At 57.7% G+C, this 24,712-nt stretch carries 29 protein-coding genes; 6 read left to right on the forward strand and 23 right to left on the reverse strand.

Annotated elements, in window-relative coordinates:
* Positions 1-18: 18 nt before the first annotated feature.
* The 12 genes from H4J77_RS04890 to H4J77_RS04945 all read right to left on the reverse strand — a co-directional run bounded on the left by H4J77_RS04890 (position 19) and on the right by H4J77_RS04945 (position 8,916).
* On the reverse strand, positions 19-570 hold the full coding sequence (locus H4J77_RS04890; protein ID WP_123888197.1) for a DUF922 domain-containing protein: 552 nt from the start codon (positions 568-570) through the stop codon (positions 19-21).
* On the reverse strand, positions 570-1,007 hold the full coding sequence (locus H4J77_RS04895) for a thioesterase family protein (RefSeq protein ID WP_182247287.1): 438 nt from the start codon (positions 1,005-1,007) through the stop codon (positions 570-572). Before H4J77_RS04895 ends, H4J77_RS04890 begins: the two co-directional genes overlap by 1 nt.
* A 22-nt stretch (positions 1,008-1,029) precedes the next feature.
* Positions 1,030-2,193 (reverse strand): iron-containing alcohol dehydrogenase, encoded by a 1,164-nt coding sequence (locus H4J77_RS04900; RefSeq protein ID WP_123888199.1) that lies wholly within the window; start codon positions 2,191-2,193, stop codon positions 1,030-1,032.
* Positions 2,194-2,350: 157 nt separating this feature from the next.
* Complete coding sequence (hemW, locus tag H4J77_RS04905; RefSeq protein ID WP_404940753.1) at positions 2,351-3,478, reverse strand: radical SAM family heme chaperone HemW; 1,128 nt, start codon at positions 3,476-3,478, stop codon at positions 2,351-2,353.
* Between the two features lie 80 nt (positions 3,479-3,558).
* Entirely contained in the window at positions 3,559-4,167 is a 609-nt protein-coding gene (gene rdgB / locus H4J77_RS04910) for an RdgB/HAM1 family non-canonical purine NTP pyrophosphatase (RefSeq protein WP_182247291.1), read from the reverse strand.
* A complete protein-coding gene (locus tag H4J77_RS04915; protein WP_123888202.1) occupies positions 4,157-4,597 on the reverse strand; it encodes a DUF4426 domain-containing protein in 441 nt (146 codons plus the stop codon). The genes rdgB and H4J77_RS04915 overlap by 11 nt, the downstream gene beginning before the upstream one ends.
* A gap of 32 nt (positions 4,598-4,629) precedes the next feature.
* Positions 4,630-5,220 carry a methionine biosynthesis protein MetW gene (gene metW, locus H4J77_RS04920; protein ID WP_123888270.1) on the reverse strand — a complete coding sequence of 197 codons (591 nt, stop codon included), beginning with the start codon at positions 5,218-5,220 and terminating at the stop codon, positions 4,630-4,632.
* Positions 5,221-5,222: 2 nt separating this feature from the next.
* Complete coding sequence (locus H4J77_RS04925; protein WP_123888203.1) at positions 5,223-6,365, reverse strand: homoserine O-acetyltransferase; 1,143 nt, start codon at positions 6,363-6,365, stop codon at positions 5,223-5,225.
* Positions 6,366-6,493: 128 nt separating this feature from the next.
* Positions 6,494-6,787, reverse strand: coding sequence for a DUF167 family protein (locus H4J77_RS04930; protein ID WP_123888204.1), 294 nt, complete (start codon positions 6,785-6,787; stop codon positions 6,494-6,496).
* On the reverse strand, positions 6,784-7,374 hold the full coding sequence (locus tag H4J77_RS04935; RefSeq protein WP_182247292.1) for a YggT family protein: 591 nt from the start codon (positions 7,372-7,374) through the stop codon (positions 6,784-6,786). Before H4J77_RS04935 ends, H4J77_RS04930 begins: the two co-directional genes overlap by 4 nt.
* A 9-nt stretch (positions 7,375-7,383) precedes the next feature.
* Positions 7,384-8,202, reverse strand: coding sequence for a pyrroline-5-carboxylate reductase (proC, locus tag H4J77_RS04940; protein WP_182247293.1), 819 nt, complete (start codon positions 8,200-8,202; stop codon positions 7,384-7,386).
* Complete coding sequence (locus H4J77_RS04945) at positions 8,203-8,916, reverse strand: YggS family pyridoxal phosphate-dependent enzyme (RefSeq protein ID WP_182247294.1); 714 nt, start codon at positions 8,914-8,916, stop codon at positions 8,203-8,205. It abuts the gene before it with no gap.
* 77 nt (positions 8,917-8,993) lie between these two features.
* Between H4J77_RS04945 and H4J77_RS04950 the strand changes: the two genes are divergently transcribed.
* Both H4J77_RS04950 and H4J77_RS04955 read left to right on the forward strand, forming a co-directional pair.
* On the forward strand, positions 8,994-10,028 hold the full coding sequence (locus H4J77_RS04950; protein ID WP_123888208.1) for a type IV pilus twitching motility protein PilT: 1,035 nt from the start codon (positions 8,994-8,996) through the stop codon (positions 10,026-10,028).
* A gap of 62 nt (positions 10,029-10,090) precedes the next feature.
* A complete protein-coding gene (locus tag H4J77_RS04955) occupies positions 10,091-11,245 on the forward strand; it encodes a PilT/PilU family type 4a pilus ATPase (protein WP_123888209.1) in 1,155 nt (384 codons plus the stop codon).
* Here H4J77_RS04955 and siaD read toward each other — a convergent pair.
* The 11 genes from siaD to gshB form a co-directional block, all read right to left on the reverse strand.
* Positions 11,242-12,045, reverse strand: coding sequence for a biofilm regulation diguanylate cyclase SiaD (gene siaD / locus H4J77_RS04960; RefSeq protein WP_123888210.1), 804 nt, complete (start codon positions 12,043-12,045; stop codon positions 11,242-11,244). The genes H4J77_RS04955 and siaD overlap by 4 nt on opposite strands.
* Positions 12,046-12,053: 8 nt before the next feature.
* Positions 12,054-12,431: a biofilm regulation phosphoprotein SiaC gene (siaC, locus tag H4J77_RS04965; RefSeq protein ID WP_182247295.1), complete on the reverse strand. Its 378-nt coding sequence runs from the start codon at positions 12,429-12,431 to the stop codon at positions 12,054-12,056.
* A gap of 21 nt (positions 12,432-12,452) precedes the next feature.
* Positions 12,453-12,995, reverse strand: a complete 543-nt coding sequence (gene siaB, locus H4J77_RS04970) for a biofilm regulation protein kinase SiaB (RefSeq protein ID WP_123888212.1) — start codon at positions 12,993-12,995, stop codon at positions 12,453-12,455.
* Positions 12,996-13,035: 40 nt separating this feature from the next.
* Positions 13,036-15,030 carry a biofilm regulation protein phosphatase SiaA gene (gene siaA / locus H4J77_RS04975; protein ID WP_182247296.1) on the reverse strand — a complete coding sequence of 665 codons (1,995 nt, stop codon included), beginning with the start codon at positions 15,028-15,030 and terminating at the stop codon, positions 13,036-13,038.
* Between the two features lie 59 nt (positions 15,031-15,089).
* Entirely contained in the window at positions 15,090-16,364 is a 1,275-nt protein-coding gene (locus H4J77_RS04980; RefSeq protein WP_123888214.1) for a dihydroorotase, read from the reverse strand.
* A gap of 3 nt (positions 16,365-16,367) precedes the next feature.
* Positions 16,368-17,363, reverse strand: coding sequence for an aspartate carbamoyltransferase catalytic subunit (locus H4J77_RS04985; protein WP_123888215.1), 996 nt, complete (start codon positions 17,361-17,363; stop codon positions 16,368-16,370).
* Positions 17,364-17,370: 7 nt separating this feature from the next.
* The gene (gene pyrR, locus H4J77_RS04990) at positions 17,371-17,880 is read right to left on the reverse strand and encodes a bifunctional pyr operon transcriptional regulator/uracil phosphoribosyltransferase PyrR (RefSeq protein ID WP_123888216.1); all 510 of its coding nucleotides are present in this window, start codon (positions 17,878-17,880) and stop codon (positions 17,371-17,373) included.
* Positions 17,877-18,314 carry a Holliday junction resolvase RuvX gene (gene ruvX / locus H4J77_RS04995; protein WP_123888217.1) on the reverse strand — a complete coding sequence of 146 codons (438 nt, stop codon included), beginning with the start codon at positions 18,312-18,314 and terminating at the stop codon, positions 17,877-17,879. Before ruvX ends, pyrR begins: the two co-directional genes overlap by 4 nt.
* Positions 18,314-18,880, reverse strand: a complete 567-nt coding sequence (locus H4J77_RS05000; RefSeq protein ID WP_182247298.1) for a YqgE/AlgH family protein — start codon at positions 18,878-18,880, stop codon at positions 18,314-18,316. Before H4J77_RS05000 ends, ruvX begins: the two co-directional genes overlap by 1 nt.
* A gap of 78 nt (positions 18,881-18,958) precedes the next feature.
* The gene (locus H4J77_RS05005; RefSeq protein WP_182247300.1) at positions 18,959-19,852 is read right to left on the reverse strand and encodes an energy transducer TonB; all 894 of its coding nucleotides are present in this window, start codon (positions 19,850-19,852) and stop codon (positions 18,959-18,961) included.
* A 122-nt stretch (positions 19,853-19,974) separates the two neighbouring features.
* Positions 19,975-20,928 carry a glutathione synthase gene (gshB, locus tag H4J77_RS05010; protein ID WP_123888220.1) on the reverse strand — a complete coding sequence of 318 codons (954 nt, stop codon included), beginning with the start codon at positions 20,926-20,928 and terminating at the stop codon, positions 19,975-19,977.
* Positions 20,929-21,153: 225 nt separating this feature from the next.
* On the opposite strand from gshB, the gene H4J77_RS05015 reads away from it, so the two are divergent.
* From H4J77_RS05015 to H4J77_RS05030, 4 genes are all read left to right on the forward strand, one after another.
* The gene (locus tag H4J77_RS05015) at positions 21,154-21,567 is read left to right on the forward strand and encodes a PleD family two-component system response regulator (protein WP_123888221.1); all 414 of its coding nucleotides are present in this window, start codon (positions 21,154-21,156) and stop codon (positions 21,565-21,567) included.
* Between the two features lie 38 nt (positions 21,568-21,605).
* The gene (gene pilH, locus H4J77_RS05020) at positions 21,606-21,971 is read left to right on the forward strand and encodes a twitching motility response regulator PilH (protein WP_123888222.1); all 366 of its coding nucleotides are present in this window, start codon (positions 21,606-21,608) and stop codon (positions 21,969-21,971) included.
* Between the two features lie 47 nt (positions 21,972-22,018).
* Positions 22,019-22,555: a chemotaxis protein CheW gene (locus H4J77_RS05025; RefSeq protein WP_123888223.1), complete on the forward strand. Its 537-nt coding sequence runs from the start codon at positions 22,019-22,021 to the stop codon at positions 22,553-22,555.
* 90 nt (positions 22,556-22,645) lie between these two features.
* A complete protein-coding gene (locus tag H4J77_RS05030; RefSeq protein ID WP_182247302.1) occupies positions 22,646-24,685 on the forward strand; it encodes a methyl-accepting chemotaxis protein in 2,040 nt (679 codons plus the stop codon).
* Positions 24,686-24,712: the final 27 nt, after the last annotated feature.

The raw sequence follows: 24,712 nt of genomic DNA on the forward strand, positions 1-24,712 counted from the left end.
TGCGCCTGGCAGGCGCTTTCAGGGAAAGCTCGCCCCTTCAAGCGCGCCCTGCTGGGTGCGCTTGTCGTATTCCCGATTGGCTTCACTCAATACATTGAGCAGGCGCTGACCGGTAGCATTGGCCGCTTGCTGGAGCTGATCGCAGCTGCCCATTGGCGGCAGCGTAGCAATGCTTTGCTCAATCTGTCTGGCATGCTCCAGCGCCAACTCAATATGTTTTTCCTGATGTGCTTGCAGTGCAAGCAGATAGCCGTCCCATTGTTGCTGAACCGCGTTTGGACGCTGCGGATCAGGCTGCAGGTGCGGCGTATGCGCCGTAACCGTTACCTCGGTACTGACATCGGTGATACGGCACTGTCCGGGTGTTGATTGCCAGTTGAAGTGCCATTGCACCTGGCTGCTGCTGTGCTGGCGATTACGATTGAGGCTGGCACGAATGGCGTCTGTGGTGCTGCCAGCTACGTCGAACTGCTGGGTTTGTGCATGCAGAGCGGGCTCTGCATGCAGTTGCGTGCTGCAAACGACGAGCGTCGGCAGCAAGGCCAGCCTGAGCAGCGCGATCGCTCGCATCAGATCGGATCCATCAGCCGTTCCAGCGCCGCGCGGCACTGGTTGGGAATCGGGAAGGCGGTGTTGCTCAGACGATCAACAAACACGTGTACGAAACGTCCCGCTGCACAGGCTTCTTCGCGGCCCTGCTTGAATACGGCGAGCTCGTAATGCGCTGAGCTACTGCCCAGACGCGCTACTTTTACGCCAATTTCAATCGCATCCGGGAAGGCGATGGGTGCGAAGTAGTCGCAGTTGGAGCTAACGACAAAGGCGACCTGATCGCCCTCATGGATATCCAGACCGCCCTCAGCGATCAGCCAGCTGTTCACCGCACTGTCAAAGTAGCTGTAGTAGGTCACGTTGTTTACGTGGCCGTAGATATCGTTGTCGTGCCAGCGGGTGGTGATCGGGTGCAGGTAATGATAATCCTGACGGGTTGGCTTGCTTGTGCTCATGCTGGGTCTCTTGTCGGGTGGATCAATAGGCCAGTTTATAGATGGCCAACGCGTCGGCCTCGCTGACGTCACGCGGATTGTTGACCAGTAGACGCTGCTGCAGCATCGCGTCCTTGGCCAGCATTTCCAGCTTGTCTTCGGGCACGCCGGCGTCCCTCAGGCGGCTAGGCAGGCCGCAGCGCGGGCTCAGATCGGATAGCGCGCTGACCAATTGCGCGGTCAGGCTGTCGTTGTCGCCGGGACGCAGGCTTGGTCCGACAATCAAGGGGGCGAGCTCGGCATACAGTGGCGCTGCCGCGGAGGCGTTGAACTCGATAACCGTCGGCAATACCAAGGCGTTGGACAGCCCGTGGGGGATATGAAAGTGGCCGCCGAGGGGATAGGCCAACGCGTGCACCGCAGCGACGGGTGCGTTAGCGAAGGCTTGCCCGGCGAGCAGGGCGCCGAGCAGCATGGCCTGACGCGCCTCACGATTCTGTCCGTCCTGGACGACGTGATCCAGGTTGGCAGCCAGTAGCCGCAGTGCTTCGCGCGCGAGCATGTCAGACAGCGGGTTTTTCTTCAGTTTACTGGTATAGGCCTCGATGGCATGCACCATGGCATCAATACCGGTAGCCGCAGTGACATGGGCTGGTAAGCCCAGGGTCAGGTCGGCATCGAGCAGCGCCAGATCGGGTAGCAGGATCGGCGAGACCACGCCCATCTTGCTAGTGGCGCCCGTGGTGATGATGGCAATCTGCGTCACCTCCGAGCCGGTACCGGCGGTGGTCGGTACCTGAAACAGCGGCAGACGTTGGCCGCGAGCATTGCCGACCCCATAGATGTCTGCCATTTGCTGTTTGCACTCTGGATGCGCCAGCAGCGCGACCAGCTTGGCGACGTCCATTGAGCTGCCACCACCAAAACCAATGATCAGCTCGGCCTGCATGTTCCTGGCTTGAGCGACCGCTTCCAGCACCACGTGCTCCGGCGGATCGGCCTCAACCTGATCGAAGACTTCAACACTCACCTGTGCCTTGGCCATGGCGGGCAGGATGCTATCGAGCAAGCCGATTTTGGTAATCCCGGGATCGGTGACTATCAGTACACGCTGGGCGTCACGCTCGCGGCACAGCTCGCCGAGGCGGGCGGCGGAGCCGGATTCGCAGAGAATCTGGGCGGTGGTGGCAAAGCTGAACGGATTCATTGGGCCTCCAGGGCAGGTATTAGTGTCGATTGAGACAATTCTGCTGACTGCACGTTCATGCGGCAAGAGCTATTGATGACGCAGATGTTACCGCATTGGCCTGTTGGGATACGATAGGCGGCGCCAGTCTGAGCGCCTTTTACCATTAAAGATTGCGTTAGAGAAACAGCTCCAGCAGGTCATTGAGGAAGAGTTTGCCGCGCTCGGTCGGGCGCAGCTGATGTGCCCACGGCTCGAGCAGTCCCTTGGCAGCAGCCTGTTGCAGTAGCGGCTCAATATCGGTCAGCGATTGCCCGGTGCGTGCCGAGTAGTAGCTCGCAGGTACACCATCAACCAGGCGCAGAGCATTCATCAGAAAATCAAAAGGTAGCTCATCAGCTGCCAAAGTTTTGCGCCCGGCACGCACGTCTTTGCCGGCGGCCAGGTAGTCCTTGGGCAGACGGGTCTTCCAGTGACGCTCAATCGCGCCATCACTATGAGTAATCTTGCCGTGAGCGCCTGCACCTATGCCGAGAAAATCGCCGTACTGCCAGTAGTTCAGGTTGTGTCTGGCCTGCCTACCGGGCTGCGCGTAAGCGGATACTTCGTACTGGGCGTAGCCGCCAGCTGCCATGCGTTGCTGTCCGGCTTCCTGGATCGACCAAAGAATGTCTTCTTCCGGCAGCGTGGGCGGCTTGGAGTAAAACACGGTGTTGGGCTCCAGCGTCAGTTGGTACCAGGACAGATGCTCCGGTGCCAGCGCCATGGCCTGGTCAATGTCGGCGATGGCCTGCTCGTGGCTCTGGTTGGGTAGGCCGTGCATGAGGTCGAGGTTCAGGTTATCGAAGCCTGCCCGGCGCGCCATATCGACCGCACTCAAGGCTTCACGGTCGTCGTGGATGCGCCCTAGCGCCTTGAGGTGGCCGGCATTGAAGCTCTGGATGCCGATCGACAGACGATTGATCCCGGCCGCGCGATAATCAGAGAATTTGGCCTGCTCAAAGGTGCCGGGGTTGGCCTCCAGCGTGATCTCGATGTCGGCAGCAAAGGGTAGACGTGCGTTTAGCGCCTGCAAAAACCGATCAAGGCTGGCCGCCGAAAACAGGCTAGGCGTGCCACCACCGAAGAAGATCGACGTCAGCTCGCGCCCGGCTGCCAGCGGCAGGTCTTGCTCCAGGTCGGCGATCATGGCGTCGATATAAGCGTCTTCCGGCAACGCCGTCTGACTCGTATGCGAATTGAAGTCGCAATACGGGCACTTCTTTACGCACCAGGGGATGTGAACATAGGCCGCCAAGGGCGGCAGCTTGAAGCCTGAAGCTTGAAGCTTGACTCGGTCCGAGTGGGCCTCTGCTTCCCGCTTCCCGCTTTCAGCTTCCAGCTGCTTCAAAGCAGCCCCAACCGCTGCCGCAGGTGCGCCATGGCGCGGGCGCGGTGGCTGAGTTGATTCTTGTCGGCGGGGCTGAGCTCGGCGCTGGAGCATTTGCGCTCGGGTACCCAGAACAGCGGGTCGTAACCGAAGCCGTGGGCGCCGCGCGCCTCATTCAGAATGCGGCCTTCCCAGATACCTTCGCAGATGATCGGCATAGGGTCGTCGGCGTGGCGTAACAGTGCCAGCGCACAGATGAACTGCGCCCCGCGTGCTTCGGTGGGTACGTCTTCCAGTGCCTGTAGCAGCTTGGCGTTATTGGCGGTATCGCCCTCACCGCCGGCGTAGCGCGCGGAGTAGATGCCGGGCGCGCCGCCGAGTGCGTCGACCGCCAGACCGGAATCGTCGGCCAGCGCTGGCAGACCCGAAGCGCGCGCTGCATGGCGGGCCTTGAGCAGTGCATTCTCAACGAAGGTCAGGCCTGTTTCTTCAACGTCTTCGTCGATGAAGTCGCTCTGCGGCAGTATCTTGACCTGATCACCCAGCATGGCCTGCAGTTCAGCCAACTTGCCCTTGTTGCTGCTGGCCAGCACCAGGGTATCGAATGGCAGGGTGTTACTGGTCATCGGGGAAAAACTCCTGCTGGAAGCTGAGGCTGTGCACCATGGCGCCGGGCGCGGCCTGAATGTCGATCTTGAACAGCAGTATGCCGCGTTGTGCGGCGCTGTAGTTGGCGACGAAGTAGATGGCGTCGCCCTCCTTGATGCGCTTGAAATCGAGCTCGACAGGTTGGCCGATCAGGCTGCGTACTTCGCCTTTGAGGATGGCGTCCACCGCTTCTGGGCTACCGTTATTCTGGCGTTGCACAGCAATATTGATGACGCCCTTGCTGGGGCCGCGTTGCAGGCCAGCCTTGGCTGCGATATCCGGCTGCAGAAAGCTGCTGTTAAAGACATTGTGATAGACGATCAGGTCACCAAAACGGGTGGGTTCGGGGCCCGCGCTGGCCCAGGGTGCGAGCAGCAGCAAGGCGAACATGGCGAATGTGCGTAGCATGAAGGTCTCCTCGAAAATTAGTGTTCTTTGGTTCAGCGGCTGATGCGATAGATGGCTACTTCGCCCATCAGGTTGGGCCACAAGCCGCTCAACCAGCTGCGCTGATGCGTTTGGTCTACCACCAGACGATCCAGCACCTTGATATTGCGCTCGCGGCACAATTGCTCAAAATCCTTGAAGGTGCAGAAGTGGATATTGGGTGTGTTATACCAAGTGTAGGGCATGAACTCGGACACCGGCATGCGACCCTTGGTACCCAGATGCCAGCGGCAGCGCCAGTGGGCAAAGTTAGGGAAGGTGAGAATGCCCTCGTGACCGATACGCAGCATGTCTTCGAGTACCCGATCCGGGTAGTGCATGGCTTGCAGGGATTGCGTCATGACCACGGTATCGAAGCTGTCGTCTTCAAAGTTGTTCAGTTCTTTGTCGAGGTTCTGCTCCAGTACATTGACGCCATGCTGGATGCAGGTCTTGATCTTCTCCGGATCGATTTCCAGGCCATAGCCCTGCACCTGCTTGTGGTCACGCAGGTGGCGTAATAGCTCACCTTCACCGCAACCCAAATCCAGTACGTGGCTGCCGGGCTTGATCCATTGCTGAATGATCTCCAGATCGGCGCGCAGGCTCATGAGGTCACCTCTATACGGTTCATGTAGCCACTCAGGGCCTCGATGTAGCGGGGGATGGGCAGCAGAAAGGCATCGTGCCCCTGCGCAGCCTCAATCTCCAGATAGCTGACCTGTTTCTTGGCTGATAAGAGCGCGTTGACCAGCTCGTGCGAGCGCTCCGGCGAGAAACGCCAGTCGGTGGTAAAGGACATGACCAGGCAATGCGCCTGAATACCGGACAGGGTTTTCGCCAAATCATCGCCATGTGCCGCCGCTGGGTCAAAGTAATCCAGCGCTTTGGTCATCAGCAGATAGGTGTTGGCGTCAAAGCGGCCGGAAAACTCCTGCCCTTGGTAGCGCAGGTAGCTTTCAACCTCGAACTCCACGCTGGTGAGGTCGTAGTTGAGCTGTTCGCTGCGTAACTCACGGCCGAATTTGCGGCCCATGGAGTCGTCTGACAAGTAGGTGATGTGGCCCACCATACGTGCCAGCATCAGGCCACGCTTGGGTATCACGCCGAAGGCGGCGTAATCGCCATGGTGAAAGTCGGGGTCGGTGGTGATTGCCTGACGTGCTACCTCGTTAAAGGCGATGTTCTGCGCCGACAGTTTGGGCGCGGTGGCGATGGCAACACAGTGGCGAATACGCTCTGGATAACTGATCGCCCATTGCAGCGCCTGCATGCCGCCGAGGCTGCCGCCAACCACGGCAGCCCATTGCTTTATCCCAAGTACGTCGGCCAGCCGCGCCTGGCTGTGCACCCAGTCTTCGACCGTCAGCACCGGGAAGCTGGCACCGTAAGCTTTGCCGGTCTCGGGATCGATACTGGATGGCCCGGTGGAGCCGTGACAGCCACCAAGATTATTCAAGCTGACGACAAAAAAACGGTTGGTGTCGATGGCTTTGCCCGGCCCGATGCAGGAGTCCCACCAGCCAGGCTTGCGCTCATCAATACTGTGGTAACCGGCGGCATGATGATGGCCGGACAGTGCATGGCAGATCAGCACCGCATTGTCAGCCCCTGCGTTGAGCTGACCATAGGTCTCGTAGACCAGTTCGTAGGATGCCAACGCCTTGCCACACGCTAGTGGCAACGGATCGCTGAAGGTATGCCGCTGGGGGGTAACCAGGCCGACAGAGTCAGCAGGTAGTGTGGACATTTATAATCTTTTCCAGTGTGAGGTGGCCGGCTTCACAATGGCCTACCGAGATGAACGGAAGGCTGCGCATCGCGGGCAGGCGAAGGGCCAACAATCGAGGCGCCAGTCTAACGGCGCCGGTGCAATATTCAAGGACGCTGGATTGCCAGCTCTTCCGGTAATTGTCGCGGGGCGCTGATGGCAACGCGTTTTTGTCGACTGGTCTGGCCGCTGACCAATACTACCTCGCGTTTGGAAACGCCAAAAGACTTGGCCAGAAAGGCCAGCAACATGCTGTTGGCTTTGCCATCGACTGGCGGCGCGCTGATACGAATCTTTAGCCGTTCGCCGTGCAACCCGGCAAAGCCAATACGGCTCGCTCCGGGTTGCAGATGGCAGTCGAGCAGCAGGTCTTCGCCACGCCAGCTATAAAAAGGCGTCACAGCGCGAGCGTCAGCCCCTTGGGCATGCCGGTGGCGATCGCCATATTGGTGATCACCAGCATCTGCAGCAGGTTCAGCGCGATAAAAGCAAAGATAGGCGAAAGATCCAGGCCGCCCAGTGAGGGCAGTATCTTGCGGATCGGAGCCAGCACTGGCTCGCACAGCTGGTTAACCAGCATTGCTGCCGGGTTTGCGCTGCCGGGTGCCACCCAGGACAGAATCACGCTGATGATCAGCGCAAAAAAGAACACCTTGAGAAAGAGCGCCGTGATCGCAACCAGGGACCAGGCCAGCAGCTGCAGTATGCCTGGCAACGCGAAGCCCATGAGTTTGATGATGATTGCCATGAGCACCAGCTGAAGGATCAGTGCCAACACCAGCGAGGCGAAGTCAATGCCGCCCCAGCCTGGGATGATGCGACGCAGTGGCATCAGTAACGGCTTGGTGGCGCGCACGATGAACTGCGACAGCGGATTGTAAAAATCCGCGCGCACCAGTTGCAGGATAAAGCGCAGCAGAACGATCAGCAGATACAAGCTGCCGAGGGTCTGTACGATGTAAATAGCTGCCATGTTCAGGCCGGTCATGGTGTTTCCTCAGGCAAGTTCTTTGGACATTTCAGCGGCGCGTTTGGCAGCAGCCTGCATCGCGTTATCAACCATCTGCGGCAGACCTTCTTCGCGGAAGGTCTTGATTGCCTGCTCGGTAGTGCCCCCGGGTGAGCAGACGCGGCGGCGCAGTTCAGCTACATCGACATCACTGTTGACTGCCATGTCGGCTGCGCCGAGTGCGGTAAACAAGGCCAGACGTTCTGCGGTATCGCGTGGTAATCCCAGTTTCTCTCCGGCATCGATCATGGATTCGATCATGTAGAAGAAATAGGCTGGCCCGCTGCCGGAGACAGCGATGACCGCGTCGATCAGGCTTTCTTCTTCCAGCCATACGCTAATACCGACGGCATTGAGGATGGTTTCGGTCAGTTCTCTCTGTTCGTCGCTGACGGCTGCGGTAGCATATAGGCCGCTGACGCCTTGGCCACGCAGCGATGGCGTATTGGGCATGCAGCGGACAATGGGGGTTGCGTCACCGAGCCAGGCGGCCAGGCTGTCGCAGCTGATACCGGCAGCAATGGAAATCACCAGTTGGCCTGGTTTACGCTCAGTCGGCAGGGCGCGGCAAACAGCCTGCATCACCTGCGGCTTGACCGCGAGCAGCAGCACGTCGCATTCAGCGGCTAATACGGCGTTGTCGGTAACCGTGCGAATCTGAAACTGTTTGTGCAGTGCAGCGCCCTGTTCTGGCTTGGGGTCGCTGGCAATGATGCGCTCGGGCTTCATGTTCTTCTGCAGCATGCCGCCAATCAGGCTGGTGGCCATGTTGCCGGCGCCGATGAAACCGATAGTAGGAGCAGTCATTTAATTGGAACCTCGCTCAGAATGCGTGGGTGGAGTTGAATAGTCGCGTGCACCAAACAGGGCGCTGCCGATGCGCACTATGCTGGCACCTTCCTGAATCGCCTCGGCCAGGTCGTCGCTCATCCCCATCGATAGCGTATCCAGCGGCAGCGCGAGCGCTGCCTGAGCCTCACGCAGAGCGGCCAGGGGCGCGCGACGGGCCGCGCTGTCTTCAGCCGGAGCAGGAATGGCCATTAACCCGCGCAGCTTGATGCGCGGCAGCGCAGCAATGGTATTGGCCAGTTCCGGTAGCTCCGCCAGGGAAACGCCGGACTTGCTTTCCTCGCCACTGATATTGACCTGCAAGCAGATATTCAGTGGCGGCATGCTTTCGGGTCGCTGGTCGGACAGGCGCCGGGCAATCTTGAGGCGATCGACACTGTGTACCCAGTCGAAGTGCTCGGCGATGGTTTTCGTCTTGTTTGATTGAATGGGGCCAATGAAGTGCCAGATCAAGGGAAGGTCGGAGAGCGCAGTCATCTTTTCCAGCGCTTCCTGCAGGTAGTTTTCCCCTATATTCTGTACGCCTGCTGCCCAGGCATCGCGGACAGCACTGGCGGGACGGGTTTTGGTCACCGCCATCAGGGTAATGGTATCGGGGTCGCGGTCGGCAACAGCGGCGGCGCGCTGTATGCGTTCACGAACGTTTGCAATATTCTCTGCTATCGTGGACATTACTGACGTTAATACCTTGCCAATCGAATAGACTCTGACAGCATTCTACATGCTTGCAGGTTGTAATGGGGAACCCTATGGATATTACTGAGCTGTTAGCCTTCAGCGCGAAGCAGGGCGCGTCGGACTTGCACTTGTCGGCAGGATTGCCGCCCATGATTCGTGTGGATGGCGACGTGCGCCGGATCAACGTTCCGGCCATGGAACACAAGCAAGTGCACGCGCTGATCTACGACATCATGAATGATAAGCAGCGCAAGGACTTTGAAGAGTTCCTCGAAACCGATTTCTCCTTCGAAGTACCTGGCGTAGCTCGCTTTCGGGTTAACGCCTTCAATCAGAATCGCGGTGCTGGCGCCGTGTTCCGAACCATTCCCTCCAAGGTCCTCAGTATGGATGACCTCGGGATGGGCGATGTGTTCAAAAAGATTGCCGGCAACCCGCGCGGATTGGTACTGGTAACCGGACCAACCGGTTCGGGCAAATCCACCAGTCTGGCTGCCATGGTGGACTACGTTAACAGCACCAAGTACGAGCACATCCTGACCATCGAAGACCCCATCGAATTTGTTCACGAGTCGAAAAAGTGTCTGGTCAACCAGCGTGAGGTTCACCGCGATACCCTGGGCTTTGCCGAAGCGCTTCGCTCGGCACTACGGGAAGATCCCGATATCATTCTGGTCGGCGAGATGCGTGACCTTGAAACCATCCGCCTGGCACTGACAGCGGCCGAAACCGGTCACCTGGTCTTCGGTACTCTGCACACCACCTCTGCGGCCAAGACTATTGACCGTATTGTCGATGTGTTCCCCGGCGAAGAAAAATCCATGGTGCGCTCGATGTTGTCCGAGTCGCTGCAAGCCGTTATATCGCAAACGCTGCTGAAGAAAATAGGCGGCGGGCGCGTAGCTGCACACGAAATCATGATTGGCACGCCGGCGATTCGTAACCTGATTCGCGAAGACAAGATCGCGCAGATGTACTCGGCGATTCAGACCGGCGGCAACATCGGCATGCAGACCCTCGATATGTGTTTGAAGACCCTGGTTTCCAAGGGTTTGATTACCAAGGACAGCGCGCGCGAGAAAGCCAAGGCCGTGGACAGCTTCTAAACAGACTGGCATTTTTGGGTGGGCGCCGAGTGGCCTGCCGTGAAGGATAAAAGAGGCATAGCATGGAGTTTGAAAAGCTGTTGCGGCTGATGGTTGATAAGGGTGCGTCTGACCTTTTCATCACGGCCGGTGTTGCACCCAGCATGAAGGTGAATGGCAAAATTCTGCCGGTGACGAAAACCCCCTTGTCGCCAGAACAGACCCGCGAAACGGTCCTTGGTGTGATGACCGAGTCACAGCGCCGCGAATTTGCCGAGAAGCGTGAGTGTAATTTCGCCATCAGCGCGCGTGGTATTGGTCGCTTCCGGGTCAGCGCGTTTTATCAGCGCAACCTGGTGGGCATGGTGCTGCGTCGCATCGAGATCAATATCCCGACGATGGAAGATCTGCGCCTGCCTGAGGTGCTCAAGCAGCTGGCGATGACCAAGCGTGGGTTGGTTATGTTTGTCGGGGCGACCGGTACGGGTAAGTCGACCTCACTGGCGTCCATGATTGGTTATCGCAACAAAAATTCCAGCGGTCACATCATTTCGATCGAAGACCCTATCGAATTTATTCACCAGCACCAAAACTGCATTGTTACCCAGCGTGAAGTGGGTATCGATACCGACTCTTTTGAAATTGCCCTGAAGAATACCTTGCGGCAGGCGCCGGACGTGATTCTGATTGGCGAGGTGCGCTCCAAGGAAACCATGGAGCATGCCGTGGCCTTTGCCGAAACCGGTCACCTGTGTTTGGCGACACTGCATGCCAACAACGCTAACCAGGCGCTGGATCGCATCATTCACTTCTTCCCTACCGAGTTGCATCAGCAGGTATGGATGGACTTATCGCTTAACCTCAAGGCTATTGTTGCCCAGCAGCTGATTCCGACTCCGGACGGCAAGGGGCGCCGAGCGGCTATTGAAGTGCTGTTGAATACGCCGCTGGCAGCGGATCTGATTCGCAAGGGCGAAGTACATGAGCTCAAGCCGCTCATGGCGCGTTCCACCGAGGCGGGTATGCAAACCTTCGATCAGGCGCTTTACAAGCTCTATAGCCAGGGCGAGATCACCTATGAAGATGCATTGCTGCACGCCGACTCGGCTAACGATCTGCGTTTGATGATCAAGCTCGGCTCGGAAACCGATGGCAAGCATCTCATGGGCGATGATAGCGGCGGTTTCGCGTTAGAAGACGAAGACGAGAACGCGCCCCACATGCCGACACGGCGTTAGTCGGTAAGCGATGTGCGGGCGGTGCTCAGTTGGTTCCGTCCGCCGCGCTTGGCGACAAGCAAGGCGTGATCTGCCTGGTTGATCGTTTCGGAATAGCTTTCACCTGGCTGATGCTCGGCAATGCCCGCGCTGATGGTGATGCTGACTGAGTCAGTTTGCGCGCGGATGGCCAGGCGCTGTATCGCACCGCGTACCCGTTCCAGAACCTGCGCTGCTGCATCGGCCCTGGTTTCCGGCATTAAAATCAAAAACTCCTCACCGCCCCAACGGCCGCATAGGTCCTGTTCGCGTATTTCGGCGTCAAGCACCCGGGCGATTTCGGTCAGTGCACTGTCGCCGAGTTCATGGCCGTATTGGTCATTGATGCTCTTGAAGTGGTCGACATCCAGCATGGCGATACTGAAGGGGCGCTGATAGCGAATAAATCGTTCGGTCTCTTTTTTCAGGCGCTCAACCAGCAGGCGACGATTGGCCAGTCCGGTCAGGGAGTCATGGGTCGACGCTTCGCGCAATGCTTCATTCAGATCGCGCATCATGTTCTGGTAGCGATCGGATATACGCGCCACTTTTTCCAGCTGGCGTAGTTGCTTGTTCAAGCGTTCGGTCAGCGACTGCTCCTGCAGTTTAGCCATGCTCTGATAGGCATCGGATATGTGGCTGATCCGGTCAATGCGCCGCGCCAGGTCCTGATGGTTGGCCCACAGTGAGCCGAGTGGCTCGCGCAATGGATTGTCCTGTTGCGTCGGGTCATCCAGCAACTCGGTGATACGCGCTTCAAGGCTCTGGTTGAGTTGTTTCATTTTGGACTCTAGGCTTGACTGACAATATCGAATGGGAAGGTACAGTCTTCCTTGAACTCTTCGGCTAGCTCGGCAACCCGCTCATTCTGTGGGTCGTAGTACCAGGATACCTGAACCGGCTTGGCATCCTGATGGGCCGCCTCCAGCAAATCAAAAATATCCATCATGGCTTTCACGCTGCTGGTATTGAGGTACAGCAAGCGCAGTTCCAGTGTCAGTTCTGACTGGTTCTGCTCCAGATAGCTCTCGATCCAGTTAAAGACTTGCTGGAACATATCGAAAGAGTTTTCCGGGTAGGAATCACCCGCCATGTAAAGCTTGCCGTTGGCCCAGTCACTGCGGATTTCAGGTGTTGACTGAGAGTTTGGGATAGAAAAATCGGTCATATTCTTAAACTCGTTACTTGATCAGATAACAGCGCGCAGGCTGAAAAAGCCGCGTCCACTGGCCAGTGGTTGCAAGGAGGCCTGCAGTGGCTCGCTGGACTTTCTCGCTATATCGATAAGGCCAAGGCCGGCACCTGAGGGGCGCACTTCATCACGCGGGCGGCGCAGTTGTTCCTTGTAAGCGGCCTTCAGCTCAACCTTGTCGAGCTCTGCCAGGCCTGCAACGGCTTGCTGCAGCCGCTCACCATCGGTCATTTCAATCAGATTTCCGGCAGAAACCACATAGCGGCCGTCCTGGTTGCGTGAAACCACAACGGTAGCGCCAGCTTCCTGCTCACTCCACTGCCGTTCGCGAGCGTAGTGACTGATGTTCTGGGTCATTTCAATGTAGACCGCAAACACGTCCATTGCCGCACTGGGATGGGCGTGATCCGCGGAAAGATAATTGCGCAGTGCGTTACCGATTTCTTCGATCAGGCTGCGTGAAATGGGACCGTTGAAGCACAGCATGATCTGCTGACTATTGAAGCGCTCACGCATGGCAAAAAGATCAATATCTTCCATTACAGCTCCTTTGCGTTTGTGTATTTGTATTTCGCTCGGCTCAGTCAAATCGGAAGCAGAGCATGGTTATGTCGTCACGCTGCGGATAGTCGCCCTGATAGGCCGCCAGTGTATCGCTGAAAGCCGCGCTTTGCTGCTGCAGCGGCAATTTGGCATGTTGGCATAGCATCTCGGCAAAACGGCTGTTGCCAAACCCAAACCCCTGCTCGCCACCAGCCTGATCCAGAAAGCCGTCAGTGCAGAGATAGAAAGTACGCTCGGCGTCCAGTGCTACCTCGGTATTGCGGTAGTCGCCAATGCGTTTGTCGACCAGTGCGCGTTTAGCGCCAGCAACGTGTTCTACGCTACGACCATCGCTATAATAAAGTGCCATTTTGGCACCGGAAAATACCACTCGACGCTGGCTCAAGTCGACAAAGGCGAGCCCCACATCCATGTTGGTAGCAATCGATTTGTATTCAGCCGAATCGCTCAGCATATTGCGCACTATTTGATCGGTACGCTCCAGTATCGCGGCCGGATTAGCCATGCCGCAGTCGTTGATGGCTTGATCCAGTGCAGCATGCGCGAGCATGGTCATCAGTGCGCCGGGGACGCCATGGCCGGCGCAGTCAACCACGCCAAACAGGCACTGCTGATTGTCGCTGCGGAATACATAGAAGTCGCCACCCACGACATCCCTCGGCCGCCATAGCACTGTGTGATGTTGACCGAGCTCATTGACCAGATCGCGGCTGGGTAGAATCGAACGTTGAATAAGACTGGCGTAGTCGATCGAGTCTTCAATTTTCTTGCGCGCAGCATGCATGCTCTGGTTGAGCTCCTCCAGGTCGCGGGTGCGTTCCTGAACGCGCTCTTCCAGCTCATGCGTATGGCTACGTACTTTCTTGGCCATGGTGTCAAAGGCGTCGCTTAGTTCGCCAATTTCATCATTGCGTGTGCGTGGCATGGCCACATCGTAGCGTCCAGCCGCGATCGCCTGCGCGCTTAAACGGAGTTGGCGTAGCGGGCTCAGCAATAGTCGCTCAATTGCAAAGGCAAACAGCAGAATCAGCATGATCAGTAGGGCACCCAGGCCGATCAGAACAGGGGTGAGCCAAGTGCGGTCAATGACCTGGGCGCTGTTAAGATCGACGGCGTTGGCGACAAACCAATTGAGCTCAGGGATATAGCTTAGCGCGAGGAGCTGGGCGTTGCCGTCGAGTGTAATCGGCTGAATACGCACATCATCCGGGTTGGCCTTCACGGCTTGCATGGCCTGGATGACCATCTGTTTTTCGCTGTCGCTACCAAGCATGTCGAGCAGGTTGCTACCGGCTCTGGCATCCGCATTAGCGCCTGAGTTGAGGGCAATCAGGTTGCTATTCTGATGCGCCTGGATGGCACCATCTGCGTCGAGGATCATGGGTGTGACACCCTGCTCGTCACTGGCGATGAAGTCGCGAATAAAGCTGGAAAGATCCAGTCCGGAACCCGCCAGGGCCAGCACCTCGCCGCTATCGTCCTTGACCACCATGTTGAGCCATACCTTGGTGGTATTCAGTTCTGGATTAGAGTCGACATTGATATTGAAATTATCGGTGTCGCGCAGGGTGGAAAAGAACCAGCTGTCTGCTGCTGTCTCTCGGTTCAGCGTGTAGTGCGGCTGCATGCTGACGGGTTCTTCGTTGCCGTTGAAGTAATACTCAAGGCTACTGAGCATGACGATGAAGTAGGCATGATCACGAAAGTCCTGGCGATAGCGCTCGGCTTCGCGGAAAAACAGATCCTTCTTGGCGGCGTCTTGCGGGTCTTTCAGCCACTGCAGCGTGACTTCAGAATTGGCTAGCCGAAGTGACAGCGCTAGTTCACGGCTGATGGGGGTGCGAATTTTTTCTCGGCTGAGCAGCGTTGCGTTGCGCGCATAGGCTTCACCGAAGTGCTCGTGAATACTGCTCAGCAATGACCAACCGATCAGGCCAGCGGGCAGTAACGCCAGCATTCCAGCCAGCAGCAGGGCAAGCAGGGATTTACCGCGTAAGCCAAAGGCAGCCATACCTACATCCTTTTCATGGTCAAGTGACGTCGGGCATAAGCCCGACTAAGGGGGCGTGATCAGTTGGCTTGGTACACCAATTTTCCGTTGCACAGGGTATGGGTGACAGCGGCTGGCGCGCCTTGGCCGATGAAGGGGCAATTAGCGCCGCGTGACAGCCAGTTGCGGCCGATTTCGCAAGCCTTCGCTGGATCAAACAGCGTCAGATCAGCAGCGCCGCCCAGCGTTAGCTGTCCAGCCTGCAGATTGAGTGCTGCAGCTGGGCCAGTGGTCAGGCGGGACAGCAAGGCCGGCAGCTCCAGCAGGCCATCGGCAACCAGCGTCAGTGCCAGCGGCAGGAGAATCTCGACGCTACTGATGCCGGGCGCCGAGGCCGCGAATGGCACGCGCTTAACCTCTGGCTCGTGTGGTCGGTGATGGGACGCGATAGCTTGTACTACGCCGCTCTGCACTGCTTCACGCAGCGCTCTGCGGTCTGCAGCGGAGCGCAGTGGTGGCATAACGTGCAGCAGGCTGGAGAATCCATTGAGGTCCTCATCACAGAGCAGCAGTTGGTAGGCGGCGACATCGGCAGTGACAGGCAAGCCTCGCGCCTGGGCGGTTGCCAGCATGTCTACTGCGCGGGCGCTGGTGAGCCCGCTGAAATGCGCGCGTACGCCGGTTTGCTCGATCAGCAAAAGGTCACGGGCGAGCGCCACAGTTTCCGCGCTTTCCGGAATGCCGATCAGCCCTAGTCTGGACGCGGTCGGCCCTTCGTGAGCCATGCCGCCCTCGGCTAGCGAAGGGTCGAGCGGGGTAAAAATGATGGGTACATCAAAGGTCGCGGCATACTCCAGCGCACGACGCAGAATACGATTACTGCCCATTGGATTCAGGCCTTGAGTAAAGGCCACGCAGCCAGCATCACGCAGGGCTACCAGTTCGCTCAGGTGTTCACCCTCAAGGTTTCGGGTCAACGCCCCTATCGGCAGTACGCGGGCATGGCCGGATGCCTGGCTGCGGTCGAGGATCAGCTCGGCCACGGCTGAAGTGTCCAGTACCGGGCGGCTGTCGGGCGGGCAGCACAGACTGGTAACGCCGCCAGCTGCCGCTGCGCGGGTTTCACTGTCGATGCTGCCTTTGCGGCTATAACCCGGCTCGCGCAGGCTGACGTTGAGGTCAACCAGTCCGGGGCTGGCGATCAGCCCACGCGCGTCGATTACCTGATTGGCGGTAAACCCTTCGGGTGCAGCGCCAATGGCTTGGATGTGGCCAGCGGCGATATGCAGATCGGTAATTTGGTCAAAATGGCTCGCAGGGTCGATTACCCGCGCGCCTTCAATGGTCAGTCGCATGGTTTAGTTCGCTTCCTGGGTGTGCTGGCGCTGGGAGGTTTGTCCGGTCATGGCCATCGACATCACGGCCATGCGCACAGCGATGCCATAGGTAACCTGCTTGAGGATCACGGACTGCGGGCCATCGGCGACCTCCGACTCGATTTCGACACCGCGATTAATCGGGCCAGGGTGCATGACAAGTGCATCGGGCTTGGCCAGTGCCAGTGTTTCTCGGGTCAGACCGTAGAGACGATAAAACTCGCCTTCGCTGGGCAGTAGGCCGCTTTGCATGCGCTCGCGTTGTAGTCGCAGCATGATAACGACGTCTACGTCACGCAGGCCGACGCGCAGATCGTTGAAAACGCGCACGCCGTATTGCTCGATACCGTCAGGCAGCAGGGTGCGCGGGGCAATGACGCGAATGTCCGGGCAGCCGAGGGTTTTCAGCGCCTGCATATTGGAGCGCGCGACTCGCGAATGCAGGATATCGCCGACGATGGCAACCGATAGCTTTTCGAAGTCGCCGCGATGACGGCGGATCGTCAGCATGTCGAGCATCGCCTGGGTGGGATGGGCATGGTTGCCATCGCCCGCATTGATGACGGCGACATCCGGACAAACGTGTTCGGCAATGAAGTGCGCCGCACCGGAATCACCATGGCGCACAACAAACATGTCGGCGGCCATGGCCTCCAGATTCTGCAGCGTGTCGTACAGTGTTTCGCCCTTGCTGGTGGACGAGGTCGAGATGTTCAGGTTGAGCACGTCCGCCGATAGGCGCTTGGCGGCAAGTTCAAAGGTGGTACGAGTGCGGGTAGAGTTCTCGAAAAAGACGTTGCACACGGTCTTGCCGCGCAGCAACGGGACCTTTTTTACTGCGCGCTCGCCCACTTCAAGGAAGGAGTCGGCAGTATCCAGGAGCTCTGTCAGCAGCTCGCGGGAGAGACCTTCAATAGTAAGAAAGTGGCGCAGTTGGCCCTGGTGGTTCAGTTGCAGGTGTTGCGGCATCTGGGTCATGGCTGTCTCAGTGGGTAGCGGCGTTCAGGGTGAGCTGCAGTGGGCTGGGGCCGGTCAGCTTTACCCGCTGGCCAGCGGGTAGGGCGAGGCTGGCGCCGAGGATGTCGGCACGCACCGGCAATTGCCGCGCTTCGATATCCAGCAGGGTGACCAGGGTCACGGAAGCAGGGCGGCCGTAGTCGAATAGTTCGTTCAGCGCGGCGCGAATGGTGCGCCCGGTCATGAGCACGTCGTCTACCAGAATCAGGTGGCGACCATCTACGGTGAAAGGCAGCTCTGAAGGGCGCACCCGCTGTGGCAGGCCATGTTGTTCAAAGTCATCGCGGTAAAAGGCGATATCGAGAGTACCCATGGGTGCATTGGGGGCGACTTGCTGATGCAGAGCCTCGGCGATCCAGACGCCGCCGGTGTGTATACCTACGAAGGCCGGGTCATCAATCTGCCGTTCTTGCAGATAGCGGCTCAACTGGTCTGCCATCTGCTGCAGTAACGGGCCGACCTCGGGTAGTGCGCTCATGACATCTCCTTGGGCTGGCTGGCGAGCCAGGTTTCGAGCAGCAGAGCAGCAGCCAGGCTATCTACCGGATTTTCTCGGTAACTGCCGGGCGTGCGTTGCTGGTCGCGTAACTGTTGTTTGGCTTCAAAAGTGGATAGGCGCTCATCGACGCACTGGGCGGGCAGATTGAATCGGCCCTCCAGTCGGCGGGCGAACTTGCTGGCGCGGGTGCTCATCTCACTCTCGCTGCCATCCATGTTCAGGGGCAAGCCGACAATAAGAATATCCGGCTTCCATTCCTTGATCAGTTTGCCGATGTGATCCCAGTCTGGAATGCCGTCGCGAGCGCGCAGGTTGATGAGTGGCTCGGCGCTGCCGGTCAACGTCTGGCCTACGGCAACCCCTATCTGTCGGGTGCCATAATCGAAAGCAAGGGCGCGCTGGTGCTTGACCATCAGGCGTGGCCCGCCTGGCTGGTCAGTAGCGTCCAGTCCACGCCCAGCGAGCGTGCCGCTGCCGCCAAGCGGTCTGCGCTGGGTAGCGCAAACAATATCTGGTGGTCGGCCGGGCAGCTTAGCCAGACGTTATCAGCCAGTTCCTGCTCCAGTTGCCGTGCGTCCCAGCCGGCGTAGCCGAGCGCAATCAGAGCCTCGCTCGGCCCAAGGCCGCGAGCCATGTCCGAGAGGATGTCGCGGGAGGTGGTTAGCTGTAGCGGGCCGAGATCCAGGCTGGATTCCCACTGCTGCGGACCAGGGTGCAATACAAAGCCGCGTTCCTGCTCGACCGGCCCGCCATTGAACACCTGGCACTGTTGTTCCGCGCAAACGTCCAGCTCTGGGTCAAGCTGGTCAAGCAGGTCGGCCAGGTCCAGGTCGCTGGGTTGGTTGACCACCAGGCCCATTGCGCCTTGCTCCGAGTGTTCACAGAGATAAATCAGGCTGTGATTAAAACGCGGATCGGCCATGTGTGGCATGGCAATCAGAAAGTGATGGGTAAGGTTGCTCGGTATGCTCTGTTTCATGCGCATAGTATTGGGCGGAAGTGCTTGCAGAGCAAGGCTGGTTTGGTCCGGGCGGGCGTTGATGCGCCCGCTCCTAGTTTATGAACTGGATACCCGATCGCCCGGTTCAAAGCGCCAGGTGCGGATAATCTCCAGTACGTCGACATCCATCAAATCACCCGTGAAAGGCGTAAACGGGGCTGAAAGCCGCACGATCCGCAACGCTGCGTTATCCAGTACCGTATTACCGGAGGATTCGAGAATGCTCACTTCACGCAAGGTGCCATCGCGATTGATCGCTACCAGTAATCGCAGGCTGCCGTATATCTTGTTGCTGCGTGCTTCAGCCGGGTAATTCAGGTTGCCGACTTTCTCGACTTTGCGGCGCCAGGCATCTTTATAGTAGGCGCCCTTGTCCTGCATGGTTGAAGCCGCATTGAGCCGCAATACCCTTGGGCGGCGTGCGTACTGTTGACGCTCTTCGGCAAGCTGGGCCTCCAGGCTGGCGATCTCGCTGGACAGGGTGCTCATATTAAAGTGCAGGCTGGCCGGTGGCGCTTCGGTCGGTTTGGGCTTGGTGTATGCAGTGGTGATCTGGTCGATTTTCGGCGCGCTGGTAGTAACGACCTTTTGTTCCTGTGGCATGGGTGGTGGCGCGCTGACCTGTTGCTGCGGAGTGACCTTGTTGATTTCGCTATCTTGAAAGTCAGCCTCTTCTGTCGTGCTCGGAGCGGCTTTCTCTTCCAGGGTTCCGCTACCTTGCTGATTATGCTGCGCCAAATAATCAGCTTGCTCTGGCTGCTCCTCGCTCTGCTGGGTGGCGAGAGTGATTTCCAGGCTCTTGGACAGTTCACTTGGCGTAGGCAGGTCGAAGGTGATGCCAAGAATTACCAGGGCGTGTAGCACCGCAGCAATAAACAAGGTAAAGCCAAGACGGTCACGGGCGGTGACAGTCGGCGGCTGCGGTGTAGGAGGTGTTACGGCTGTATTCATGCTTTCCGTAGGCTTCGACGTGATTCAGATATGCGGTGAAGTCTGCCCCGCGTGCCGGGAAAAGTCCATGCACTGCGTCACCTGCGCGACAGGCCGCGCGCAAGGTGACACAGGTTCCGGCATTAACGGGCAGCGAGTTGCTCGGCGATGGCGTCCATTAACTGTCCGCCGATATCAGTTTGATAAGCGGCGTCAATCTCACGAATACAGGTGGGGCTGGTGACATTGATTTCGGTCAGGTAGTCGCCGATCACGTCCAGGCCAACGAACAGCAAGCCGCGCTCGCGCAGGGTCGGCCCTACCTGAGCGGCTATCCAGCGGTCGCGTTCGGTTAGTGGTCTCGCTTCGCCGCGGCCGCCAGCGGCCAGGTTGCCCCGTGTCTCGCCTTGCTGCGGGATACGCGCCAAACAGTAGGGTACTGGTTCGCCCTTGATCATCAGGATGCGTTTGTCGCCATCTTTGATCTCCGGCAAATAGCGCTGGGCCATAATCTGTTCTTGGCCGTGGCGGGTCAGTGTTTCGATGATGACGCTGAGATTGGGATCGTTTTCCTTGATGCGGAAAATCATTGAACCGCCCATGCCATCTAGCGGTTTGAGAATGACGTCACGGTGCCGCTTGGCAAATTCGCGCAGAATGTCGGCCCGCCGTGTAACGATATGTTCGGGCGCGCACTGCGGGAATTGAGTAGCGAACAGCTTTTCGTTGCAGTCGCGCAGACTGGCTGGGCGATTGACCACCAAGACGCCAGCGCGTTCAGCGGCTTCCAGAATGTGGGTTGCGTAAAGAAACTCATTGTCGAAGGGCGGGTCCTTGCGCATTAGTACGACGTCCAATGTGCTAAGGCTGAGCTGCTGCTGTTCGCCCAGGTCGTACCAGTGATCAGGGTCTGCATGTACCTGCAGGGAACGCATGCAGCCCATAGCCTGTCCGTCGGCAAGGTAGAGATCCTGAGGCTCCAGATAGAATAACTCCCACTGGCGCTCACTGGCGGCCAGTAGCATGGCCAGGGTGCTATCTTTCTTATAATGGATCGCGCTGATGGGATCCATGACGACGCCGAGACGAATAGGCATATTAGAGGTATTCCGCGCTGTTTCGAGGTAAGCATGCAGTGTAACGCTTGATGCTGTGTGCAATAAAGGTCGGCTAGTCTGGATGGATGCGCTGGACATGAGTAAGCTTTATAGATTGGCCGAGTAATCTATGCTAAAAGTACGCGAAAAGGATTTGGCTGGTCAGCGGCTGGCAAGACGCAGCCATAAAGAATTGAACCACCATTTATAACAAAGGCTGGTCTTATGGAAGAAAATTTCGAGAGCCTGAAGGTCATGGTGATTGATGACAGCAAGACGATTCGACGCACGGCGGAAACCTTGCTGAAAAAAGTCGGATGCACCGTGATTACTGCCGTTGATGGCTTTGATGCGCTAGCCAAGATTGCGGATAATCATCCCGACATCATCTTTGTTGACATCATGATGCCGCGCCTCGACGGCTATCAGACTTGTGCGCTGATCAAGAACAACAGCGCTTTCCGCTCCACCCCCGTGATCATGCTGTCCAGCAAGGATGGTCTGTTCGATAAGGCCAAGGGTCGGATAGTAGGCTCAGATCAGTATTTGACCAAGCCATTCAGCAAAGAAGAGCTGCTTGGCGCTATTCGCGCGCATGTGCCGCAGGCTGGCAACATGGCTGGTGCGGCGGGCGCATAAGCGCCGCTGCATAATTTTGAATTAACCGGGGGACTCCGATGGCCCGTATTCTGGTAGTAGATGATTCGCCAACCGAGCTTTATAAGCTCACCGGCATGCTTGAAAAGCACGGTTATGAAGTATTAAAGGCAGAGAACGGGGCAGATGGCGTTGCGCTTGCACGTCAGGAAAAGCCGGATGCTGTATTAATGGATATTGTCATGCCTGGCCTCAACGGTTTTCAGGCAACTCGTCAATTAACCAAAGATCCGGAAACTGCCAATATTCCGGTGATTATAGTCACCACCAAAGACCAGGAAACCGATAAGGTCTGGGGTAAACGCCAGGGTGCAAAAGACTACCTGACCAAGCCGGTCGAGGAATCTACTCTGGTCCAGACACTGAAATCGGTACTCGGCAGCTAGGAAATCCTGCTTGTTCGATGCCGCATAACAACGAGAATAGACTCGGCATGTCAGATATACAGCATCCCTTCGATCTATTGCAGACGCTGGCCAAAAGTTATCGCACACAGGCTAGCGGCTTGCCGTCTCAAGATGTGGTGAGCGAAGTCTGGAGTGGTGTCGGCTTTCGGCTGGCAGGACACTTTATGCTCGCTGCCATGGGCGAGGTCAGTGAAATTCTGCATGAGCCACGTTACACCGCGTTGCCCCGGGTTAAGGCTTGGGTACGAGGTGTAGCCAATGTGCGTGGCCGTCTATTACCGATCGTTGATATGAGCGGTTTTTTTGGTGTCACCAGCACAGCGCCGCGCAAGCAGCGCCGAGTCCTGGTGCTGGATCGTGACGACCTGTTTGTTGGCTTGCTGATCGATGAGTTACTGGGTATGCAGCACATGCCCGTCAGCTCCTTCAGTGAACGCCTACCAGAGCTTGATGACGCGGTGCGTCCCTATGTCATAGGTGCCTATGACGGCGAGCAACAGGCGCTGGTATTTAATTTTCGCGCATTAGCGCACGATCAGGCGTTTCTCGACGTAGCGCTTTGATCAGTATTTGGGGTGCGGCCGGTGATGAGCTGCTGCATCGGAGCATGTTAGCTAGAACAACAAGGCTGTCGGCCAGGTAGGGGCCATAAAATGAAAAAGTTCGATAGACAGATGCTGTCCACGATGCGAAGCAACCGCACGCTCACCGGCCTGTTCGCCGTACTGATCCTGTCGTTGTTGTTGCTGTTCGTCAACTTCCTGTATTTGAATATTCAGAGTAAATACGACACCGAATATATCGGCCACGCAGGTGAGTTGCGCGTACTGTCGCAGGAAATTTCCAAGTCGGCGACTGAGGCAGCTACGGGTACGCCGGAAGCCTTTGGTCTGCTGTTGACGGCGCGTAACGACTTCCAGCAGCGCTGGGATTATCTGATAGAAGGTCGTGAACAAACCGGCCTTCCTCCGACTCCCGCTTCGCTGCAGGAGCAGCTGGCGCCTGCGCAAGATGACTGGGATAAAGTACGCCGCAATGCGGACGCCATTTTGGCCAGTCAGGCGACGGTATTGTCCCTACACGAAGTTGCCAACAACTTGTCTGATACCGTGCCTCAGCTTCAGGTCGAGTATGAAGACGTGGTTGATTTGTTGATTACCAGCGGCGCATCGGCCGATCAGGTGGCCATCGCTCAGCGGCAATCATTGCTGGCCGAGCGTATTCTTGGTTCGGTAAACCGCGTACTCGCTGGTGACCAGGACTCGGTGATGGCAGCGGACAGTTTTGGTCGTGATGCCAGCCTCTTTGGTCGCGTACTGCAGGGTATGTTGCAGGGCAACGATGCTATTGGCATTACGCAGGTAACCAACCCGGAAGCAGCCGCCCGACTCGAGGAAATTCAAGAGCTGTTCCGCTACGTATCGGATTCTGTTGACCAGATTCTGCTGACGTCTCCGGAGCTCTATCAGGTACGTTCCGCTGCCAACGAAATCTTTACCGATTCGCAGTCGCTGTTGGAAAACGTATCAGAGTTGGCCAGTGGCTTTGAGAGTCGCGCTGATGCCCGTGTTATCAACAGTATTTTAGGCTACGCGCTGGGCGTCATTGCCTTGGGCTGCATTTTGCTGATCGGTGTGCAGATGACCCGCGAAACCCGCGAGCGTCTGGTTGAAACCGCTGAGAAAAATGAGCGCAACCAGGCAGCGATTTTGCGACTGCTGGATGAGATCGGTGACTTGGCCGACGGTGACCTCACCGCCCAGGCGACGGTAACCGAGGACTTCACGGGTGCGATCGCAGACTCTATCAATGAATCTATTGACCAACTCCGCGCACTGGTACTGACCATTAACGAAACGGCCTTGCAGGTAGAAGGCGCTGCCCAGGAAACACAGGGTACAGCGATGCACTTGGCCGAGGCCTCCGAGCACCAGGCACAGGAAATTGCTGGCGCCTCTGCCGCGGTAAACGAGATGGCGGTTTCCATTGACCAGGTATCCGCCAACGCTTCCGAATCGGCGGCGGTAGCAGAACGTTCGGTAGCCATCGCCAACAAGGGTAACGAGGTAGTACAGAATACCATCGTTGGCATGGATACCATTCGCGAGCAGATTCAGGACACATCCAAGCGGATCAAGCGCCTGGGTGAGTCATCGCAGGAAATTGGTGACATCGTAAGTCTGATTAACGACATTGCTGACCAGACCAACATTCTGGCCTTGAACGCCGCGATTCAGGCCTCCATGGCCGGTGACGCCGGTCGAGGCTTCGCGGTGGTAGCCGACGAAGTACAGCGTCTGGCTGAACGTTCTTCTGGTGCCACCAAGCAGATTGAAGCGCTGGTAAAAACCATTCAGACCGATACCAATGAAGCGGTTATCTCGATGGAACAGACGACGTCCGAGGTGGTTCGTGGTGCCCGTTTGGCACAGGACGCCGGTGTCGCTCTGGAAGAGATCGAGAAGGTATCAACCAGTCTGGCAGCCTTGATTCAGAACATTTCCAACGCCGCACGGCAGCAGGCTTCTTCTGCCGGTCACATTTCCAATACCATGAACGTGATCCAGGAGATCACCTCGCAAACCTCGGCAGGTACCACCACCACCGCACGCAGCATTGGTGAGTTGGCGAAACTGGCTGAGGCCATGCGTCAGTCGGTTGACGGCTTCACGCTACCGCAGCAGGACGACTAAGCTGAGTCGGAAGGCTGCAAGCGCGGC

The organism is Pseudomonas sp. 5Ae-yellow (genome assembly GCF_014077575.1).
Classification (GTDB): domain Bacteria; phylum Pseudomonadota; class Gammaproteobacteria; order Pseudomonadales; family Pseudomonadaceae; genus Halopseudomonas; species Halopseudomonas neustonica.

What these genes read in the sequence shown, in the direction of transcription:
- pyrR (WP_123888216.1), bottom strand. Translation starts at nt 17,880, where the DNA reads ATGAGCGCACTACCCGAGGTCGGCCCGTTACTGCAGCAGATGGCAGAC.
- ruvX (WP_123888217.1), bottom strand. Translation starts at nt 18,314, where the DNA reads ATGGTCAAGCACCAGCGCGCCCTTGCTTTCGATTATGGCACCCGACAG.
- pilH (WP_123888222.1), top strand. Translation starts at nt 21,606, where the DNA reads ATGGCCCGTATTCTGGTAGTAGATGATTCGCCAACCGAGCTTTATAAG.
- H4J77_RS04890 (WP_123888197.1), bottom strand. Translation starts at nt 570, where the DNA reads ATGCGAGCGATCGCGCTGCTCAGGCTGGCCTTGCTGCCGACGCTCGTC.
- siaD (WP_123888210.1), bottom strand. Translation starts at nt 12,045, where the DNA reads ATGAAACAACTCAACCAGAGCCTTGAAGCGCGTATCACCGAGTTGCTG.
- H4J77_RS05030 (WP_182247302.1), top strand. Translation starts at nt 22,646, where the DNA reads ATGAAAAAGTTCGATAGACAGATGCTGTCCACGATGCGAAGCAACCGC.
- siaC (WP_182247295.1), bottom strand. Translation starts at nt 12,431, where the DNA reads ATGACCGATTTTTCTATCCCAAACTCTCAGTCAACACCTGAAATCCGC.
- H4J77_RS05005 (WP_182247300.1), bottom strand. Translation starts at nt 19,852, where the DNA reads ATGAATACAGCCGTAACACCTCCTACACCGCAGCCGCCGACTGTCACC.
- siaB (WP_123888212.1), bottom strand. Translation starts at nt 12,995, where the DNA reads ATGGAAGATATTGATCTTTTTGCCATGCGTGAGCGCTTCAATAGTCAG.
- gshB (WP_123888220.1), bottom strand. Translation starts at nt 20,928, where the DNA reads ATGCCTATTCGTCTCGGCGTCGTCATGGATCCCATCAGCGCGATCCAT.
- H4J77_RS04955 (WP_123888209.1), top strand. Translation starts at nt 10,091, where the DNA reads ATGGAGTTTGAAAAGCTGTTGCGGCTGATGGTTGATAAGGGTGCGTCT.
- H4J77_RS04980 (WP_123888214.1), bottom strand. Translation starts at nt 16,364, where the DNA reads ATGCGACTGACCATTGAAGGCGCGCGGGTAATCGACCCTGCGAGCCAT.
- H4J77_RS04945 (WP_182247294.1), bottom strand. Translation starts at nt 8,916, where the DNA reads ATGTCCACGATAGCAGAGAATATTGCAAACGTTCGTGAACGCATACAG.
- H4J77_RS04915 (WP_123888202.1), bottom strand. Translation starts at nt 4,597, where the DNA reads ATGCTACGCACATTCGCCATGTTCGCCTTGCTGCTGCTCGCACCCTGG.
- H4J77_RS05000 (WP_182247298.1), bottom strand. Translation starts at nt 18,880, where the DNA reads ATGAAACAGAGCATACCGAGCAACCTTACCCATCACTTTCTGATTGCC.
- H4J77_RS05015 (WP_123888221.1), top strand. Translation starts at nt 21,154, where the DNA reads ATGGAAGAAAATTTCGAGAGCCTGAAGGTCATGGTGATTGATGACAGC.
- H4J77_RS04900 (WP_123888199.1), bottom strand. Translation starts at nt 2,193, where the DNA reads ATGAATCCGTTCAGCTTTGCCACCACCGCCCAGATTCTCTGCGAATCC.
- H4J77_RS04985 (WP_123888215.1), bottom strand. Translation starts at nt 17,363, where the DNA reads ATGACCCAGATGCCGCAACACCTGCAACTGAACCACCAGGGCCAACTG.
- H4J77_RS04925 (WP_123888203.1), bottom strand. Translation starts at nt 6,365, where the DNA reads ATGTCCACACTACCTGCTGACTCTGTCGGCCTGGTTACCCCCCAGCGG.
- H4J77_RS04935 (WP_182247292.1), bottom strand. Translation starts at nt 7,374, where the DNA reads ATGACCGGCCTGAACATGGCAGCTATTTACATCGTACAGACCCTCGGC.
- proC (WP_182247293.1), bottom strand. Translation starts at nt 8,202, where the DNA reads ATGACTGCTCCTACTATCGGTTTCATCGGCGCCGGCAACATGGCCACC.
- H4J77_RS04950 (WP_123888208.1), top strand. Translation starts at nt 8,994, where the DNA reads ATGGATATTACTGAGCTGTTAGCCTTCAGCGCGAAGCAGGGCGCGTCG.
- rdgB (WP_182247291.1), bottom strand. Translation starts at nt 4,167, where the DNA reads ATGACCAGTAACACCCTGCCATTCGATACCCTGGTGCTGGCCAGCAGC.
- siaA (WP_182247296.1), bottom strand. Translation starts at nt 15,030, where the DNA reads ATGGCTGCCTTTGGCTTACGCGGTAAATCCCTGCTTGCCCTGCTGCTG.
- H4J77_RS04895 (WP_182247287.1), bottom strand. Translation starts at nt 1,007, where the DNA reads ATGAGCACAAGCAAGCCAACCCGTCAGGATTATCATTACCTGCACCCG.
- H4J77_RS05025 (WP_123888223.1), top strand. Translation starts at nt 22,019, where the DNA reads ATGTCAGATATACAGCATCCCTTCGATCTATTGCAGACGCTGGCCAAA.